Origin of the sequence: Nocardia sp. CA-107356 (assembly GCF_050946365.1) — a bacterium.
GTDB lineage: Bacteria > Actinomycetota > Actinomycetes > Mycobacteriales > Mycobacteriaceae > Nocardia.
In genome coordinates this window covers 3,075,138-3,092,591 of record NZ_CP191992.1, presented here as the reverse complement: position 1 = coordinate 3,092,591, position 17,454 = coordinate 3,075,138, and the positions used below count along the sequence as shown (strand labels likewise).

The 17,454-nt window shown below is 64.5% G+C and carries 13 protein-coding genes and 1 pseudogene; 10 read left to right on the top strand and 4 right to left on the bottom strand.

Annotated features, from left to right (window positions below; genetic code table 11):
• Positions 1-174 precede the first annotated feature (174 nt).
• The 6 genes from araB (at position 175) to mmsB (ending at position 8,093) form a co-directional block, all read left to right on the top strand.
• Positions 175-1,845 carry a ribulokinase gene (gene araB, locus ACQP1G_RS13780; RefSeq protein WP_433203275.1) on the top strand — a complete coding sequence of 557 codons (1,671 nt, stop codon included), beginning with the start codon at positions 175-177 and terminating at the stop codon, positions 1,843-1,845.
• A complete protein-coding gene (locus ACQP1G_RS13775) occupies positions 1,842-2,507 on the top strand; it encodes an L-ribulose-5-phosphate 4-epimerase (protein WP_433203272.1) in 666 nt (221 codons plus the stop codon). The genes araB and ACQP1G_RS13775 overlap by 4 nt, the downstream gene beginning before the upstream one ends.
• A 32-nt stretch (positions 2,508-2,539) precedes the next feature.
• Positions 2,540-3,934 (top strand): L-fucose/L-arabinose isomerase family protein, encoded by a 1,395-nt coding sequence (locus ACQP1G_RS13770; RefSeq protein WP_433203269.1) that lies wholly within the window; start codon positions 2,540-2,542, stop codon positions 3,932-3,934.
• 16 nt (positions 3,935-3,950) lie between these two features.
• On the top strand, positions 3,951-5,045 hold the full coding sequence (chvE, locus tag ACQP1G_RS13765; RefSeq protein WP_433203266.1) for a multiple monosaccharide ABC transporter substrate-binding protein: 1,095 nt from the start codon (positions 3,951-3,953) through the stop codon (positions 5,043-5,045).
• A gap of 175 nt (positions 5,046-5,220) precedes the next feature.
• On the top strand, positions 5,221-6,774 hold the full coding sequence (gene mmsA, locus ACQP1G_RS13760) for a multiple monosaccharide ABC transporter ATP-binding protein (RefSeq protein ID WP_433203263.1): 1,554 nt from the start codon (positions 5,221-5,223) through the stop codon (positions 6,772-6,774).
• Positions 6,771-8,093 (top strand): multiple monosaccharide ABC transporter permease, encoded by a 1,323-nt coding sequence (mmsB, locus tag ACQP1G_RS13755; protein WP_433203260.1) that lies wholly within the window; start codon positions 6,771-6,773, stop codon positions 8,091-8,093. The genes mmsA and mmsB overlap by 4 nt, the downstream gene beginning before the upstream one ends.
• A gap of 4 nt (positions 8,094-8,097) precedes the next feature.
• On the opposite strand, the gene ACQP1G_RS13750 is transcribed toward mmsB, so the two are convergent.
• On the bottom strand, positions 8,098-9,093 hold the full coding sequence (locus ACQP1G_RS13750; RefSeq protein ID WP_433203257.1) for a LacI family DNA-binding transcriptional regulator: 996 nt from the start codon (positions 9,091-9,093) through the stop codon (positions 8,098-8,100).
• 305 nt (positions 9,094-9,398) lie between these two features.
• On the opposite strand from ACQP1G_RS13750, the gene ACQP1G_RS13745 reads away from it, so the two are divergent.
• Genes ACQP1G_RS13745 through yjfF form a run of 4 tightly spaced genes read left to right on the top strand, consistent with a single transcriptional unit; the run spans position 9,399 to position 13,942 of the window.
• A complete protein-coding gene (locus ACQP1G_RS13745) occupies positions 9,399-10,358 on the top strand; it encodes an ABC transporter substrate-binding protein (RefSeq protein WP_433203254.1) in 960 nt (319 codons plus the stop codon).
• A gap of 13 nt (positions 10,359-10,371) precedes the next feature.
• Entirely contained in the window at positions 10,372-11,904 is a 1,533-nt protein-coding gene (locus ACQP1G_RS13740) for a sugar ABC transporter ATP-binding protein (RefSeq protein WP_433203251.1), read from the top strand.
• Positions 11,901-12,932: an ABC transporter permease gene (locus ACQP1G_RS13735; RefSeq protein ID WP_433203248.1), complete on the top strand. Its 1,032-nt coding sequence runs from the start codon at positions 11,901-11,903 to the stop codon at positions 12,930-12,932. The genes ACQP1G_RS13740 and ACQP1G_RS13735 overlap by 4 nt, the downstream gene beginning before the upstream one ends.
• Positions 12,929-13,942, top strand: coding sequence for a galactofuranose ABC transporter, permease protein YjfF (yjfF, locus tag ACQP1G_RS13730; protein ID WP_433203245.1), 1,014 nt, complete (start codon positions 12,929-12,931; stop codon positions 13,940-13,942). Before ACQP1G_RS13735 ends, yjfF begins: the two co-directional genes overlap by 4 nt.
• Before the next feature lie 526 nt (positions 13,943-14,468).
• Here the strand turns inward: yjfF and ACQP1G_RS13725 are convergent.
• From ACQP1G_RS13725 to ACQP1G_RS13715, 3 genes and pseudogenes are all read right to left on the bottom strand, one after another.
• Positions 14,469-14,905: pseudogene (locus tag ACQP1G_RS13725) on the bottom strand (Mu transposase C-terminal domain-containing protein); the annotation flags it as partial.
• 179 nt (positions 14,906-15,084) lie between these two features.
• On the bottom strand, positions 15,085-15,900 hold the full coding sequence (locus ACQP1G_RS13720) for a mycofactocin-coupled SDR family oxidoreductase (protein ID WP_433203242.1): 816 nt from the start codon (positions 15,898-15,900) through the stop codon (positions 15,085-15,087).
• The gene (locus ACQP1G_RS13715; RefSeq protein ID WP_433203239.1) at positions 15,897-17,450 is read right to left on the bottom strand and encodes a flavin-containing monooxygenase; all 1,554 of its coding nucleotides are present in this window, start codon (positions 17,448-17,450) and stop codon (positions 15,897-15,899) included. Before ACQP1G_RS13715 ends, ACQP1G_RS13720 begins: the two co-directional genes overlap by 4 nt.
• Positions 17,451-17,454: the final 4 nt, after the last annotated feature.

Genomic DNA, 17,454 nt, shown 5'->3' with positions numbered 1-17,454 from the left:
AATATGCCAATGGGCCAGCCGCTCCACCACGTCGGCGAGTGCTTCATCGCCAGCATGGATGTCGTAGACCTGCGTCGACGTGAGCGATCACAATGCACGAAACGAGTGAGTTCTTGACACGGGGCAAATGTTCGCGCTAACAATGTTCGCGTTAACATTGTTAGGAGCGTCACAGTGGTGGACGAGTATGTGGTCGGTGTCGACTTCGGCACGCTGTCCGGGCGGGCACTTGTTGTCAGGGTTCGCGACGGGGCCGAGTTCGGGAGTGCGGTAAGCGAATACCGGCATGGAGTCATCGACGACGTTCTGCCTGCGACTGGCGCTGTGCTGCCCCCGGATTGGGCGCTGCAGGATCCCGAGGACTATCTCGACGTGCTGCGCACGGCGATACCGGCGGCGCTGGCGGATTCGGGGGTCGACCCGGCCGATGTCTTCGGGATCGCTACGGATTTCACGGCGTGTACGGTGCTCCCCACGCTTGCCGACGGGACACCGTTGTGCCAGGTGCCGGAGTTCGCTGGGCGGCCACACGCTTACCCGAAGTTGTGGAAACACCATGCGGCACAAGCGCAGGCGGATCGGATCAACTCCCTCGCCCACGAACGGACCGAGCCGTGGATCAACCGGTATGGCGGCAAGATCTCAGCGGAGTGGGAGTTCGCCAAGGCGCTGCAGATGTTGGAAGAGGATCCGGAGATCTACGCCTGCACCGAGCGTTTCATCGAAGCGGCGGACTGGATCGTTTGGCAGCTGTGTGGCGCGGAGACACGCAACGTCTGTACGGCCGGCTACAAGGGAATTCACCAGGACGGTAGCTGGCCGAGCAGCCACTATCTCGCTGCGCTGAATCCGGACTTCGCCGACTTCGCCGTCGGCAAGCTGGTCCACCCGCTGTCCCCGCTCGGTGGCCGTGCCGGCGGCCTCACCGAGCGGGCAGCGGGATGGACGGGGCTGCGGCCCGGGATCGCGGTGGCTGTCGGCAATGTCGACGCGCACGTCACCGCGCCCGCCGCGCAGGCTGTCGAGAATGGGCAGCTGCTCGCGGTGATGGGCACCTCCACCTGCCATGTCATGAACAGTGATCATCTCGCCAAGGTGCCTGGGATGTGCGGGGTGGTGGACGGCGGAATCATCAGTGGCAGTTGGGGATACGAGGCGGGGCAGAGCGGGGTCGGCGATATCTTCGCGTGGTTCGTCGACTCGTCGCTGCCGGGGCGCTATCACGCCGAGGCCGCCGTGCGCGGCATGGGCACGCACGCCTATTTGAGTGAGCTGGCGCAGCGGCAGCGGGTCGGCGAACACGGCCTGGTGGCACTGGACTGGCACAGCGGAAACCGCTCGGTGCTCGTCGACCACAATCTGTCCGGAATCCTGGTCGGCCTCACGCTCGCGACGAAACCCGAGGACATCTATCGCGCATTGCTGGAGGCCACCGCCTTCGGCACCCGCACCATCATCGAAACCTTCAATGCCGCAGGCGTTCCCGTTCGCGAACTCGTGATCGCCGGTGGCCTGCTGAAGAACTCGTTGCTGATGCAGGTCTACGCCGATGTGACGCGGTTGCCGCTGTCGATCATCGGCTCGGATCAGGGCCCGGCGCTCGGCTCGGCCATCCATGCCGCTGTCGCCGGCGGGGCCTACCCGGATGTCCGCGCCGCCGCCAAGGCGATGGGCCGGGTGCACCGCAACGCCTACCTCCCCGATCCCGCCCGCGCCGCCGCCTACGACGCCGTCTACGCCGAATACCGAGCGCTACACGACTATTTCGGCCGCGGCGGCACCGAGGTGTTGCACCGGCTGCGACGCATCCGTAACGACGCACGAAGGGAAGTCGCCACCGCATGAGTGAGCGAACCGCCATTACCGGCCTGCGCGAGCTGCTGGTCGATCTGCATCGAGAACTACTGCGCTGGGGTCTGGTGGTGTGGACCGCGGGCAATGTCTCGGCCCGGGTACCCGGCGAGCAGTTGCTGGTCATCAAACCGAGCGGGGTGTCCTATGACGAACTCACCCCGAATTCGATGGTGGTCTGCGATTTCGACGGCAAGCTGGTCGAAGGCGATCTGGCACCGTCCAGTGATACCGCCGCGCACGCCTATATCTACCGGGCGATGCCCGAGGTCGGCGGGGTGGTGCATACCCATTCGACCTACGCGAGCGCGTGGGCCGCACGCGCGGAACCGATTCCGTGTGCGCTGACCGCGATGGCCGATGAGTTCGGCGGCGAAATTCCGGTCGGCCCCTTCGCGCTCATCGGCAACGACGATATCGGCCGGGGTGTGGTCGCGACGCTGTCCGGTCACCGCTCCCCCGCCGTCCTGATGCGCAATCACGGCGTCTTCGCGGTCGGGCGCGACGCCCGCGCCGCGGTCAAGGCCGCCGTCATGTGCGAGGACGTGGCTCGCACCGTGCATATCGCGCGCCAGCTCGGGGAACCGGTCCCCATCGCCCAGGCCGACGTGGACAGCCTGCACGACCGCTACCAGAACGTGTACGGCCAGCACTGAATTCCGGCCGCCGATAAAGGAGTACGTCCTCGATGAACCCGAAACCACGCATCGGCCTACTCGGCATCATGCAGGCCCTCTACGACGACATGATCCCGGGCATCGCCGAGCGCCAGGACCGCTACGCCCACGATATCGCCGAACAACTCGCCGATCTCGCCGACTGGACCGTCGGACGCCCCGTCAAGGACCGGCGCGACGCCGAGGCGGTAATGCGCGAATTCGTCAATGCCGATCTCGATGGCGTCATGGTGGTGATGCTCACCTACGGCCCGGCGATGCGGGTGGCCCGGTTGTTCAACGAAAACCGACTTCCAGTGCTACTGGCCAATATTCAGCCCGAGCCCGCCGTCACCCCCGCTTGGGATATGGCCGATATGACCTACAACCAGGGCATCCACGGCGCCCAGGACACCGCGAATGCGATGGTCCGCGCCGACCGTCCGTTCACCGTCGTGACCGACGATTGGCGAACGCCGGAATTCGCTGTGCGCGTTGATCGCTGGGCGCGGGCCGCGCGTGCGGTCACCGCATGGCGGTCGCTGAAGGTCGGCGTCTTCGGCTATGCCATGAACGATATGGGTGATATCCGCGTCGACGAGAACGCGCTGTTGCGGACGCTCGGCCCGGAGATCAGCTTCGTCGCGCCCGGCGACCTCTACCGCGGCAGCCAGGCGGTGACCGATGACGAGGTCGCGGCGCTGATGGCTTGGGAGGACAGGGAATTCGCGATCGATCCCGCATTGACCGGCGCGGAACGCGAGGACCACGCCCGGATGCAGATCGCCATCGAACGCATTCTCACCGACCGCGGCTACGGTGCGTACTCGACGCATTTCGATGCGATCGGCGAGGACGGCCGGTTCCAGCGACTGCCACTTGCCGCGGCATCGAGTCTGATGGCCAAGGGGTACGGCTATGGCGCCGAGGGCGATGCCATGGCCGCCGCCATGGTCTATGCGGGACATCAGCTGATCGGCGATGGCCATTTCACCGAGATGTATGCGATGGACTTCCCCTCGGACTCGATCCTGATGAGCCATATGGGCGAGGGGAATTGGCGGATCGCGCGCACCGACGAACCGGTCCGGCTGATTCGGCGCGAACTCGGCATCGGCAAGCTCGACAAGCCGCCGACCTTCCTGTTCCGCTACCGGCCGGGGCCCGCGACGCTGGCCTGTCTGGTTTCGCTCGGCGGCGAAAAGTTCCGGCTGGTCGTGGCCGAGGGCACCGTGCTCGACAGCCAGGAACTGCCCGCGCTGGAGATGCCCTACGGCCAGTTCCGGCCCGCGAGCGGCGTGCGTGCCTGCATGGATGGCTGGCTCACCGCGGGCGGGCCGCACCACCAAGTCATGAATATCGGCCACCACGCGGCCGACTGGCAGGTTTTCTGTCAGCTCGCCGGCATCGAGTTCGTCCAGGTCTAGTCAAGGAGTTGTGCCCATGCCCACTATCAACCGACGCGGACTCTTCGCCGGCGCCGCGGGTGTCGCCGCGCTGTTGGCCGCCGCCGCGTGTTCCGTTGAGGACAGCGGTAATTCGTCCACGGCCGGCGGCATGATCGGCATCGCTATGCCGACGAAGTCCTCCGAACGCTGGGTCGCCGACGGCAACAATATCGTCAAGCAGTTCAAGGACCTCGGCTACGACACCGACCTGCAGTACGCCGAAGACGTCATCGAGACGCAGGTTTCGCAGATCGAGAACATGATCACCCGGGGCGTCAAGGCACTGGTGATCGCGGCGATCGACAATAAATCACTCACCGGCGTACTGCAGCAGGCCAAGACGAACAAGATCGCGGTGATCGCCTACGACCGGCTCATCCGCGACACCACGAACGTGGACTACTACGCGACCTTCGACAATTTCAAAGTAGGTGTGCTGGAAGCGAATTACATCGTAGACCGGCTCGGTCTGCGGGATGGCAAGGGCCCGTTCTCGATCGAACTGTTCGCCGGTTCCCCCGATGACAACAACACCTACTACTTCTTCAACGGCGCCATGTCGGTGATCCGGCCCTATCTCGACTCCGGCAAGCTGGTGGTCCGCTCCGGACAGACCGCCATCGATCAGGTGACCACGCTGCGCTGGGACGGCGCCACCGCCCAGTCCCGGATGGAGAACCTGCTCAGCGCCAACTACTCCACCACGAATATTGATGCCGTGCTGTCCCCTTACGACGGCCTCAGTATCGGCATCGTCTCGGCCCTCAAGGCGGTCGGGTACGGCAGGGGCGATAAGAAGATGCCGGTCGTCACCGGTCAGGATGCCGAGAAGGCGTCGGTGAAGTCGATCATCGCAGGCGAGCAGACCATGACCGTCTTCAAGGACACCCGTGACCTCGCCAAACGCGCCGTGCAGATGGTCAATGCGATCTTGACCAGCGGCACACCGGAAACCAACGACACCACCTCCTACGACAACGGCGCCAAGAAGGTGCCGTCGTATCTGTTGCAGCCGGTCTCGGTCGATAAGGACAACTACCGGAAGGTGCTGATCGACTCCGGGTACTACTCCGAGCGCGACTTCGCCTGACGACCAGGAAAGGCCCCGCATGGCCGAGTCAGGGCCCGGAGGAGGCAGCCTGCGTAACCACGGAGGGCCCCTCGGGCATGCAGAAAAGGACACAGCATGGCCGAGTCAGGGCCCGGAGGAGGCAGCCTGCGTAACCACGGAGGGCCCCTCGGGCATGCAGAAAAGGACACAGCCCATGAGCAAGCACATTCTCGAAATGCGCGGGATCACCATGGAATTCCCGGGTGTGAAAGCGCTGGACGCGGTGGATTTCGCGGTGGCCGACGGCGAAATCCACGCGCTGGTCGGCGAGAACGGCGCGGGCAAATCCACGCTCATGAAGGTGGTCAGCGGCGTCTACCCGCACGGCTCCTACAGCGGACAGATCCGTATGGACGGTACCGATGTGGCGTTCAAGGATATTCGCGGCAGCGAGGCGGCGGGCATCGCGATCATCCACCAGGAATTGGCGCTGGTGCCGCAGCTGTCGATCGCGGAGAACATCTTTCTCGGCAATGAACGGCTGCGCAGCTGGACCGTCGACTGGCAGGAGACCAATCGGCAGGCGATGTTGCTGATGCGGCAGGTCGGTCTCGTCGAGGATCCCGAAACCCTGGTCGCCGCTTTGGGTGTCGGTAAACAGCAGCTCGTGGAGATCGCCAAGGCGCTGGCCAAACAGGTGCGATTGCTCATCCTCGACGAACCGACAGCGGCGCTCAACGAGACCGACAGCGCGAGCCTGCTCGCGCTGCTGCGGCAACTGCGCGAACAGGGCATCACCTCGATCCTGATCTCGCACAAGCTCAATGAGGTTTTGGCAGTTGCCGATTCGATCACCGTGCTGCGCGACGGCCGGACCATCGAGACCCTGGATGCGGCGGCCGCGGAGGTCACCGAGGATCGCATTATCAAGGGGATGGTCGGGCGCGATCTCGACCACCGGTTCCCACCGCGAACGGATCCGCAGATCGGCGAGGTGTTCTTCGAGATCGCCGATTGGAATGTCGACCACCCGACCATTGCCGATCGCCGGATCGTCCGGGATGCGGCACTCAACGTGCGGCGCGGTGAGATCGTCGGTATCGCCGGATTGATGGGTGCCGGGCGCACCGAGCTGGCGATGAGTGTTTTCGGCCGATCCTACGGTCGGAATATTCGCGGCACGATTCGCAAGGATGGTGCGGTACTGCGCATTTCGTCGGTGCGCGATGCGATCGGTGCCGGCATCGCCTATGTCTCGGAGGACCGTAAGCAATACGGATTGATCCCCGACGAGGATATCCGGCGCAATATGACCCTCGCCAATCTCCCCGCGGTCTCCCGGCACACGGTCATCGACACCCATCGCGAGATCGTCGAAGCCGAGGGCCTGCGCACCCGGCTGACGGTGAAGACGCCGACGGTATTCCAGAAGGTGGGCAACCTCTCCGGCGGGAATCAGCAGAAGGTCGTGCTCGGCAAATGGATCTTCACCGAACCCGATCTGCTGATCCTCGACGAGCCGACCCGCGGTATCGATGTCGGTGCCAAATACGAGATCTATCTGATCGTCCAACAGCTCGCCGCCGCCGGAAAAGGCGTGCTGATCATCTCCTCGGAACTGCCGGAACTACTCGGCCTGTGTGACCGCGTCTACGCGATGAGCCAGGGCCGCATCACCGGTGAACTCCCGAAACACGAAGCCACACAGGAGGCTGTCATGAAACTGATGACACGCGGAACCGCCACGGCCGAGGCGGTAGCCGAATGACGTTGCTGGACAAGCTGGAAGACGGCGACGATACCTCCGCCGAGGTTATCGCGAAGGCCGTCGAGCAGAAACAGGTCGGCGCGCTCGCGGCCCTGCGCCGCACCATGCGCGGCAATGTGCGCCAATACGGCATGATCGTGGCGCTCGTAGTGATCACCCTGTTGTTCCAAATCCTCACCACGGCAAAGCTTTCCGACGGTGTCAGCCTGTTGACGCCGCTCAATGTCACGAATGTCATCCTGCAGAACGGCTACATCCTGGTGCTTGCCATCGGGATGATGCTGGTGATCATCAACGGACACATCGACCTATCGGTCGGCTCACTGTGCGCATTGGTCGGTGCGGTGACCGGTATCGCCATCGTGCAGTGGCACTGGCCTTGGCCGGTGGTCGTGTTGGCGGCCGTCGCGATGGGCGCGGTCATCGGTGCGTGGCAAGGGTATTGGATCGCCTACGTCAAAATTCCGGCATTCATCGTCACCCTGGGCGGCATGCTGCTGTTCCGTGGTCTGGCGCAGCTGGTGCTCAAAGGCCAGTCGATCGGCCCGTTCCCGCAGGGCTTCGTGAATATCGCGGCTGGGTATCTCCCGAATTGGTTGCCACTGCATGCCGTTCAGTTCGCCGGATTCAACGGAATCGCGATACGGCTGCGCGTCGGCGATCTGAACGGTTTGACCTTGCTCATCGGCGTGCTCGCGGTGGCGGCGCTGGTGTGGTCGCAATGGCGGGTGCGCCAGCGCCGTCACTCCTATGGTCTGCCTGCCGGACCGCGCTCGCTGTTCATCGCGAAGTTGGCGGCGCTCGGTGCGGTCATCCTGGCATTCAGCTTCGTATTGGCCTCCTACAACGGGATTCCGATCATCGGCGTTATTTTGATCGTGTTGATCGTGCTGTATTCCTTCGTGATGAACCGCTCGGTGATCGGGCGCCGGATCTACGCCGTCGGCGGCAATGAGAAGGCCGCACAGCTGTCCGGGGTGAATACCAAGGCCAATACGTTCTGGGTTTTCGTGAATATGGGCGTGCTAGCGGCACTGGCTGGCGTCATCTTCGCGGCCAGGCTCGGTGCGGCAACTCCGAAGGCGGGACAGAACTTCGAGCTCGACGCCATCGCCGCGGCATTCGTCGGTGGCGCGTCGGCCAGCGGCGGTATCGGAACCGTTGTGGGCGCCATTGTCGGGGCGTTGGTGATGGGCGTGATGAACAACGGCATGTCGATGCTCGGCGTCGGCAGTGACTGGCAGCTGGTCATCAAGGGGCTGGTGCTGCTGGCCGCGGTGGCATTCGACGTCTACAACAAGAAGCGCGCGGCGGCCTGAGGCCTCACCGCTGGGCCGGTGCCGCCGTGCTGTCGCGCGTGACCAGCGTCGGCAGCACCGACGGCGATGCCGGTTCGGCGGTGGTGCCGTCGAATTCCAAGCACCGCAACAACATCTGCATACTGCGGCGGCCCACCTCGTCGAAGTCCTGTCGGATGGTCGTGAGCGGCGGCGAAAGGTAGGCGGCCTCGGGAATGTCGTCGAAACCGACCACCGAGATATCGGCAGGCACCCGGATACCGCGTTCGGTGAAGGCGCGCAGCATGCCGAGCGCCATCTGGTCGTTGGCCGCGAATACCGCCGTGACATCGGGCTGCGCGGCGAGCAGCAGGCCCGCTTCGTAGCCGGAGCGGGCACTCCAATCCCCGCCGATCACCGGGGGGATCGGTGCGCCCGCCGCCTCCAGCGTGCGTCGCCAGCCCTCGATGCGGTCCCGTGCCTCCAGCCAGTCACTGGGACCGGCGACCTGCCATACCGTGCGATGCCCGAGGTCGAGCAGATGCTGCACCGCCAGCCGAGCACCCGCGACCTGATCCACCGAAACCGACGGCAAGCCACTGTCCTGTCCCGCCTCGACCGCGACCGCCAGCAGGCGTTCGGGCAGACTGTGCAGTGCCGCGGCGGCGGCCATCTGCGGGGCGATGACGATGATCCCGTCCACTCCCTGATCGGCCAGACTGTTCGCGGCCGCCAGCACACTGGAGCGGTCGACCGTCTCCAAGGCGAAGATACTGACACCGTAACCCGCTGTGCGAGCCGCACGTTCGATGCCGAGCAGGGTGCACGCCGGTCCGTACAGGATGGTGTCGAAACTGACCACGCCGAGCATATTCGAACGCCTGCTGACCAGGCCCCTGGCCATGGCGTTGGGGCGGTAGCCGAGTTGTTCGACGGCGCGCAATACCCGCTCGCGGGTCTCCGGCCGCACGTTCGCGCTGCCGTTGAGCACCCGCGACACGGTCTGATGGGAGACTCCGGCGAGTTTGGCGACATCGGTCATGACCGCGGGGCGTGTGCCCGTCGGTCGAACCGCCGTTGAGGTGTCCCCGGCGGCAAATCCGTCCCTGTCCCTCACATCCACCTTCCAAAGCGTCGAGTCGTCCCGGTTCCCCCAGGTTAACGCTCACACAGCAAACGGCTGCACCGCGACCCGAACTTCCGCGCCGACCTCGGCAACCGATAGCCGGTCGTCGCCACCAGATTACGGCCGTCAGAGCTCTTGACTAGAAGAATGTGAGCGCTAACACTATCAGGACTACCGCACCTAGGTGCAACACGTTTCACAATTCAAGGGAGAGCCTGATCGTGTTGAAGAGGCTTCTGATCACCGCCAGCGCACTTGTCCTCACCGCAGCAACGGCCGTCGGCTGCGGCAGCTCGGGAAGCGACCAGACCGTACTCGGGTTCTCCCAAGTAGGTGCCGAAAGCGGTTGGCGCACCGCGAATACGAAATCTATCCAGGATGCCGCAGCCGCAGCCGGAATCCAGCTGAAATTCGCTGATGCCCAACAGAAACAGGAAAACCAGATCAAGGCGATCCGCACCTTCATCCAGCAGCGCGTGGACGTCATCGCCTTCTCCCCCGTCGTCGCATCCGGATGGGACACCGTCCTGAAGGAGGCCAAGGACGCCAAGATTCCGGTGATCCTCACCGACCGCGCGGTCGACTCGGCCGACACCTCGCTGTATGTGACCTTCCTCGGCTCGGATTTCGTCGAAGAGGGCCGCAGGGCGGCGAATTGGCTCGTCGACGCGACCAAGAACTCGAACGACACCGTGAATATCGCGGAGTTGCAGGGCACCACCGGATCCGCGCCCGCGACCGATCGGAAGAAGGGTTTCCAGGACGTCATCGGCGCCGACCCGAAGTTCAAGATCATCGCATCGCAGACCGCGGAGTTCACCCGCGCCAAGGGCAAAGAGGTCATGCAGGCATTCCTGGCCGCGCACCGGGATATCAACGTGCTTTACGCGCACAACGACGATATGGCGCTCGGCGCGATCCAGGCGATCGAGGAGGCCGGGCTGAAGCCGGGTAAGGACATCAAGATCATCTCGATCGACGGGACCCGAGATGCCTTCCAGGCCATGGCCGACGGCAAGATCAATGTGGTCGTCGAATGCAATCCACTGCTCGGCCCGAAGCTGATGGAGATCACCAAGGAGGTGGTGGCAGGCCACCCGACGCCCAAGCGGATCGTCACCGACGAAGGCGTCTACACCCAGGACCAGGCCGCCGCCGCGCTGCCCACCCGGACGTACTGAGCCGGAGCAGTGCATGTCGGAACCGACTGTCACACCTGCACTTCGGATGTCGGGCATCCTCAAGCGTTTCTCCGGGGTCACCGCGCTGTCCGAGGTGGACCTGCGGCTGTTCCCCGGTGAAATACACGCACTGGTCGGTGAGAACGGTGCGGGCAAATCCACCCTCATCAAGGTGCTCACCGGAATTCACGACGCCGATGCCGGGACCATCGAACTCGACGGTCACCCAGTGCGATTCACCGGCCCGCAGCAGGCGCTGCGGGCCGGGGTGAGCACCGTCTATCAGGAGGTGAATCTGTGCCCGAATCTGTCGGTCGCGGAGAACATCTACATCGGACGGGAACCGCGGCGGGCCGGGCTGATCCGCTTCGCGGCGATGCGTCGCGATGCCGCCCGGCTGCTGGACAGACTGCGTCTGAACATCGACGTGGCGGCCCAACTCGGCTCGTATTCGCTTGCGGTGCAACAGCTTATTGCCATCGCCCGAGCCGTCGACCTGGATGCCAGGGTACTGATCCTGGACGAGCCGACCTCATCGCTGGACACCGGTGAGGTCGAGCAACTGTTCGCGGTGATGCGCGGGCTCGCCGCCGAGGGCGTGGCGATCGGATTCGTCACCCACTTCCTCGATCAGATCTTCGAGATCTGCGACCGGGCCACGGTACTGCGCAATGGCACCCTGGTCGGCGAATATCCGGTGGCACAGTTGACCCAGAAGGATCTCATCGCGCACATGCTCGGCACAGCGCTGAGCACACTCGACGAGATCGAGCACGAGAAACCGGATCCGGCGGTGGTGGCGCGCCACGATCCGCGGCTGCAGGCCACGGGGATCGGCGGGCGCCGCAATTCCGTCGCGCCGTTCGATCTCACCGTCCGTGATGGCGAAGTCGTCGGGTTGGCCGGGTTGCTCGGCTCCGGCCGCACCGAGGTGGCGCGATTGCTCTTCGGTGCCGACCGCGCGTCCACCGGGAATCTCCGTGTAGCGGGCGCGCCGACAGCACTGCGCTCGCCCCGCGCCGCGATCGACCACCGAATCGCGTTCTGTCCCGAAGATCGCAAATCCCAGGGCCTGATCCTCGACCTGTCGGTGCGCGACAATATCGTGCTCGCGGTCCAAGCCGCGCGCGGCTGGGCCCGGCCGCTGTCGGCGCGCAAGCGTGACGAACTCGTCGCCGGGTACATCACCTCGCTGCGGATCGTGCCGGCCGATCCGGATACACCGGTGAAATTCCTCAGCGGCGGCAACCAGCAGAAGGTGCTGCTGGCCCGCTGGCTGGCCACCAGACCGAAACTGCTGATCCTCGACGAGCCGACCCGCGGTATCGATATCGGTGCCAAGGCGGAAATCCAGCGGCTGGTCATCTCGCTGTCCGAGGAGGGCATGTCGGTGCTGTTCATCTCCGCCGAACTCGAAGAAGTGCTGCGGCTGAGTCACAAGGTGGCGATTCTGCGCGACCGTCGGCTGGTCGCCGAACTCGTCAACGATGCCACCTTGACCATGGATCGGCTCACGGAAACCATTGCGAGCGGGGCAGTTTCATGACAGTCATCCGAAACCACCTGTTCTGGCCCGCTGCCGCGCTCATCGCGCTGTTGATCGTCAACGTCGCGTTCACGCCCGGATTCCTCTCGATCCGCATCCAGGACGGACACCTCTACGGCAGTCTGATCGATATCCTGCGCTACGGCGCGCCACTGGTACTGATCTCGCTCGGCATGACGCTGGTCATCGCGACCCGTGGCATCGATCTTTCGGTCGGCACGGTCGTGGCGATCGCGGGCGCGTTGGCGTGTCTGCACATCAGCAACATGCTGGATCAGGCCGATGCCGGTGGTGTCGTCGTCGCCGTGCTGATCGCGCTCGGCGTAGCGGTTGTGCTCGGGCTGTGGAACGGACTTCTGGTGGCACGCTTCGGGATTCAACCGATCGTGGCGACGTTGATCCTGATGGTGGCCGGACGCGGTGTCGCACAGCTGATTACATCTGGCCAGATCATCACGATCAACAGTCCGCCGTACAAGGTCATCGGTGGCGGCTACCTGCTCGGGCTGCCAGTTCCGGTCTTGGTCGCCGCCGCGGTGTTCGCTGGGCTCGCATTGTTATTGCGGCGCAGTGCGCTCGGGCTGCTGCTGGAATCGGTCGGCGGTAATGCCGAGGCAGCGCGTTTGGTCGGTATCCGGGCCAGTGGTCTGATCGTCGCCGTGTACGCGGTCTGCGCGTGCTGTGCGGCGATCGCGGGACTGATGATCAGCTCTAATGTCTCTGCGGCGGATGGCAATAACGCCGGACTATGGATCGAACTCGATGCGATTCTCGCGGTCGTCATCGGCGGTACCGCGTTGACCGGTGGGCGATTTCAGCTGGGTGGCACGGTCCTCGGGGCGTTGGTGATCCAGACGCTCACCACCACGATCTACACCGTCGGGGTGCCACCGGAGACGACGCTGGTTTCCAAGGCGGTCGTGGTGATCGCGGTATGTCTGATCCAGTCACCGGCGTTCCGCGCCAAGGTTTTCCGCCGCCGCCAATCGGTTGGCACCCGATCGACACCGAGGGAGGCGACCGTATGAACGCGCTGACCGCCGTCGCAGCCAAGGCCCCTGTACTGCGCAGCCCCACGAGTCGCAGTCACCGCCGCCGGTACATACCGGTGCTGGCCACCGCGGCACTGTTCGCCGTCATCTACGGCGTCGGGGTGATCCGCTACCCGGCATTCGGCTACCCGCAGGTTTTCGTGAACCTGTTCATAGACAACGCCTTCCTGCTCGTCCTAGCTGTCGGGACGACATTCGTGATATTCACCGGCGGCATCGACCTGTCCGTCGGTGCGGTGCTGGCCTTGTCCACCGTGGTCTCGGCGTGGCTGGTGACCGTGCACGGGTGGCCGCCGCTGCTGGTCATGCCGCTCATGTTGGTCGGTGGCACGCTCTTCGGAGCCGCGATGGGCGCGGTCATCCACTACTTCGAGATCCAGCCGTTCATCGTGACGCTCGCCGGTATGTTCCTCGCGCGCGGGCTGGCGTATGTGATCAGCACGGATTCGATCACGATCACCGACCCGGTGTACACGGATCTGGCACAGCGTCGGTTCCGGCTCGGCGGGGACGTATTCCTGACGGTGGGCATGATCGTCGCGCTGGTGGTCCTCGCCGCGGCCTTCGTCGTTCTGCACTACACCCGGCTGGGTCGCACCGCCTACGCGATCGGCGGCAACGAACAGTCGGCGCTCATGATGGGCCTGCCGGTGGCCAGGACCAAGGTCGCCGTATACGCGATCAGCGGCTTCTGCTCGGCACTCGCGGGCATCCTGTTCACGCTCTACACCCTGTCCGGCTGGAGCCTGCACGCCGTCGGCATGGAACTCGACGCCATCGCCGCCGTCGTCATCGGCGGCACCCTGCTCACCGGCGGCTCCGGATTCGTCCTCGGCTCGGTACTCGGCGTACTGACCCTCGGCGTAATCCAGACCATCATCAGCTTCGAAGGCACCCTGAGTTCCTGGTGGACCAAGATCTTCATCGGCGTCCTACTACTCGCCTTCATCCTCCTGCAACGCACCATCGGAACCCGCGACGGATAAGCCGGTACCCGAACGCTTCTTGGATTATCAGCGTTCCGCAGGAAAACCGCCGGTCAGAACCGGTCCCATCCTTACAGTGCCCCGCCGGGGCACGAACCTGCGGCAACCGGACCAGAACCGTCACGCCACCGCTATTTGCCGATGACCAGCAGTTTTCGGTGTTGCAGGAGGTTGGCGTACTGGTCGATACCCCCTCCGAACATTCAACTGTGGCAATTCTGCCCCAAATCGGGTCTGGGCAAAGCCTGGACACTCTGTCCTGGTCGTTAACCGCCACCTGCGGTTTGCTTCGTTCGGTGGTGGTCGATGTGACCGATGACACATTGTCTCCGCTGATCCCTTCCTTCTCCTGCATCGGGCTCGTCGGCGGCGATGTTTCCGGAATCGGTGCCGGTCTGCCGATGGCGATCATGGAGAATCACCAGCGCACACTGCGGTGTACAGCGTGCGGCCGGTCGACACCGACGGGCGCGTGGTCGACAAAGCCGTTCTGCGAGCGCTGGATTGGCACCCCGGTGACTTGCTGTCCTGGCAGGGCGTCGTAGCCGATGCGTTGATCGCGGCGAAGCTGCTCATGATGGGCATCGGCGGTCAACTTCAGGTAGTCGATCCCGGTCGAAGGCCGCGGTGTCAACGCGGGGATCTCCGGCCGTGCCTTCGGGTGCACGTGGCGGGTGATGGTGTGGGGCAACGCCTTTCCGTAGCTCTTGTCGCGGTAGCGGACGTCGATGGTTTCCATGTCGAACGGGGAGAACACCAGCTCGACCCGCCGCCGCGCCAACCCCGGGTCAACGGCGTAGGTGTTGGATTGCAGCGAGACCGTGCCGGTCTTGGCGACCGTGCGGTACTCGCTCCACGGCCCGGTGTCGAATGAACCAGGCGGACACCGAGTTTCGCGCAAGTCCGCAACAGCCAAGCGTCGACGAACGCCGACCCGCTGTCGACATGAACGGCCACACTGACCACATCCGAGCCAGCATCCACGAAGTCGCCCGTGCATTGTCGGCTCTCACAAACGAAATCCACCCGCTCGCCGACCAGGCCGTTATGCCGACTGCGCTGTCACCGCTACCGCTTCCAGAATGGCAATCCTGACAAGGAGTTCCCATCGGCGGGTGACCCTCTCGAGAACACCGCTGGGATCAGCGCGCGAGGAAGCCTTTGTCGACGGGGATCTGTGCGCCGGTCATGACTCGGGACTGGTCACTCGCGAGCCACACCACGGCCTCGGAGATGTCTTCGGGCTCGATGAGTCCGTCGGTCTTCAGCAGGTTCGGGGTGTAGCTGTAGACGTAGGCCGGATGGGCTTCGAACAGCTTGTACATCGACGTGTCGTTGCCCAGCGGTGTGTTGGTGCCGTAGGGCAGCAGGGTGTTGACCCGGATGCCGAACTCGCCGAGTTCGACGGCCAGCGATTTCGTCAGGCCGATGACGCCGAACTTGCTCGCCGCGTAATGGCCGCACCCGGGGGGCGCCTTGACACCGGCCGACGAGCTGATGGTCATGATCGAGCCACCGTTGCCCGCCTCGATCATCGCGGGCACAGTCGCCTTGATCGTGTTCCACACACCGACCAGGTTGATGTCGACGGACTCGGCGAACTGCTCCGGCGAGATCTCCCACAGCCGTCCCCAGCTGCACACACCCGCATTGGCGACGACGATGTCGAGCCGCCCGAACTGGGCGATGGTCTCGGCGACCGCGGCCTGCTGACCTTCGAGGTCACGCACGTCGACCTGCACGGTGTGGATATTGCCACCTTCGGCTTTCACCAGGCGCGCGGTTTCGGCGAGGTCCTCCGGTTCCGCCATCGGATATCCACTGTTCGGCGCGATCTGCGCGCAGGCGTCGGTAGCGACGATGTCGGCGCCTGCGCGTGCCAGCGCGATGGCGTGGGACCGGCCCTGGCCGCGGGCGGCTCCGGTCAGGTAGGCGACTTTCCCGCTGAGTGTCTTCATGCGATGTCCTCGATTTTCTGTCGTTCCGATGTGTCGTGCTCGAAGAGGTAGTCACTCAACGGGGAACGTCGGCTGAACCACCAGGCGCCGCTGATCGTCTGCGGCCGGTAATAGAGCGCGTCACCCTGTGAGTTGACGAAATAGGTGCGCAGGCCGGGGTTGCAGTCGACGGTGTAGGTCCGGATGAGCTTCTCGTTGCGCCGCATCCGCGCGACCCAGCGATCGAAGGCCTCGGCCCGTACCCGTACCGCGGTGGCGTCGCGGCGGCCCGCCTCGGTGATGATGCGCACGGCGTGACGAGCGGTCATATCAACGAAGGTGTGCCAGGCAACGCCGACGTAGCCGTGCGGTCCCACCAGCGACCAGCGGTTCGGGAAGCCGGGATGAGCACTGCCGCCATAGCTGCGTAATCCGTTGCGGCGGTAGTCGTCGGCGAGGTCCAGTCCGGCGGCGCCGATCGTGCGGCCGGTGCGGTAGGACTCCGGGTCGGTGAACATCTCGTAGCCGGTGGCCATCACGATCAGGTCGTAGGGCCGTTCGGTGCCGTCGCCGGTGCGCAGACCCGCGGTGGTGATCGTCTCGATAGGGCTGGTGATCAGCGATACTGTCGGCTTCGCGAGCGCCGTGAAGAAGGTGCTGCTGAGAATGGGGCGTTTGGCGAGGATGCCATAGCCGGGCACCAGCGCCGCCCGGTCGACCGGGTTCGCGACCTTGCGGCGCAACAACATCCGATACGCTGACCGCCAGATCTTGTCGTACTGCGGCAGGGCGGAGGTGAGCACAGACCGCGGAAGTTTCGGCAGCACAGTGCAGATGAGCTGCATCGGCAGCTCCATCATGGCCAGCACCATGGTGTTGATCGCCGCGCCGACGCCGGGCAGCGCCAGCACCCGCTGCACTCCGGCCGGGATCGCGACGTCAGGTTTGGGCAGGATCCAGGCCGGGGTCCGCTGATAGATGTCGACCGACGCGGCGTCTTCGGCAATGGCCGAAAGAATCTGCACCGAACTGGATCCCGTACCGATCAGCGCAACTCGCCTTCCAGCACAGGCGTATTCGGGATCCCAGGCATTGGGGCGCAGGATCGTGCCCGTGAACGCCGCGGCCCCGGGGATCTGGTCGGTGGACTTCGCGTTGAGATATCCGCCGCGCGCATTGATCACGAATCGGGCGGAAATCGGTTCCTGCCCAGCGATATCCAGCTCCCAGACCTGCGCGGCGTCGTTCCAGATCTCACGTGTGACATCGTGGTGTCCGCGTAAGTGTGCGTAGAAACCGAGCTCTCGGGCGACTGCGGTGTTGTAGCGCTGGATCTCGGGACCATCGGGAAACAGCCGCGACCAGTCCGCCTTCCTGGCGAACGGGAACTGATAGAACAGCGTCGGCACGTCGACGGCGAGGCCGGGATAGAAGTTGTCGCGCCAGCTCCCGCCGAAATCACCCGCGCGCTCGAGGATGACGAAATCGGTGATGCCCGCGCGTTGCAGATAGTGCGCGGCGGTGATTCCACCGGGCCCGGCACCGATGATCGCTACCTCGACGTGTTTCATCGGT

Bases quoted from the DNA above. Each gene is read 5' to 3' on its own strand.
- ACQP1G_RS13775 (WP_433203272.1), top strand. From the start codon at position 1,842: ATGAGTGAGCGAACCGCCATTACCGGCCTGCGCGAGCTGCTGGTCGAT.
- ACQP1G_RS13770 (WP_433203269.1), top strand. From the start codon at position 2,540: ATGAACCCGAAACCACGCATCGGCCTACTCGGCATCATGCAGGCCCTC.
- chvE (WP_433203266.1), top strand. From the start codon at position 3,951: ATGCCCACTATCAACCGACGCGGACTCTTCGCCGGCGCCGCGGGTGTC.
- mmsA (WP_433203263.1), top strand. From the start codon at position 5,221: ATGAGCAAGCACATTCTCGAAATGCGCGGGATCACCATGGAATTCCCG.
- mmsB (WP_433203260.1), top strand. From the start codon at position 6,771: ATGACGTTGCTGGACAAGCTGGAAGACGGCGACGATACCTCCGCCGAG.
- ACQP1G_RS13750 (WP_433203257.1), bottom strand. From the start codon at position 9,093: ATGACCGATGTCGCCAAACTCGCCGGAGTCTCCCATCAGACCGTGTCG.
- ACQP1G_RS13740 (WP_433203251.1), top strand. From the start codon at position 10,372: ATGTCGGAACCGACTGTCACACCTGCACTTCGGATGTCGGGCATCCTC.
- ACQP1G_RS13735 (WP_433203248.1), top strand. From the start codon at position 11,901: ATGACAGTCATCCGAAACCACCTGTTCTGGCCCGCTGCCGCGCTCATC.
- yjfF (WP_433203245.1), top strand. From the start codon at position 12,929: ATGAACGCGCTGACCGCCGTCGCAGCCAAGGCCCCTGTACTGCGCAGC.
- ACQP1G_RS13720 (WP_433203242.1), bottom strand. From the start codon at position 15,900: ATGAAGACACTCAGCGGGAAAGTCGCCTACCTGACCGGAGCCGCCCGC.
- ACQP1G_RS13715 (WP_433203239.1), bottom strand. From the start codon at position 17,450: ATGAAACACGTCGAGGTAGCGATCATCGGTGCCGGGCCCGGTGGAATC.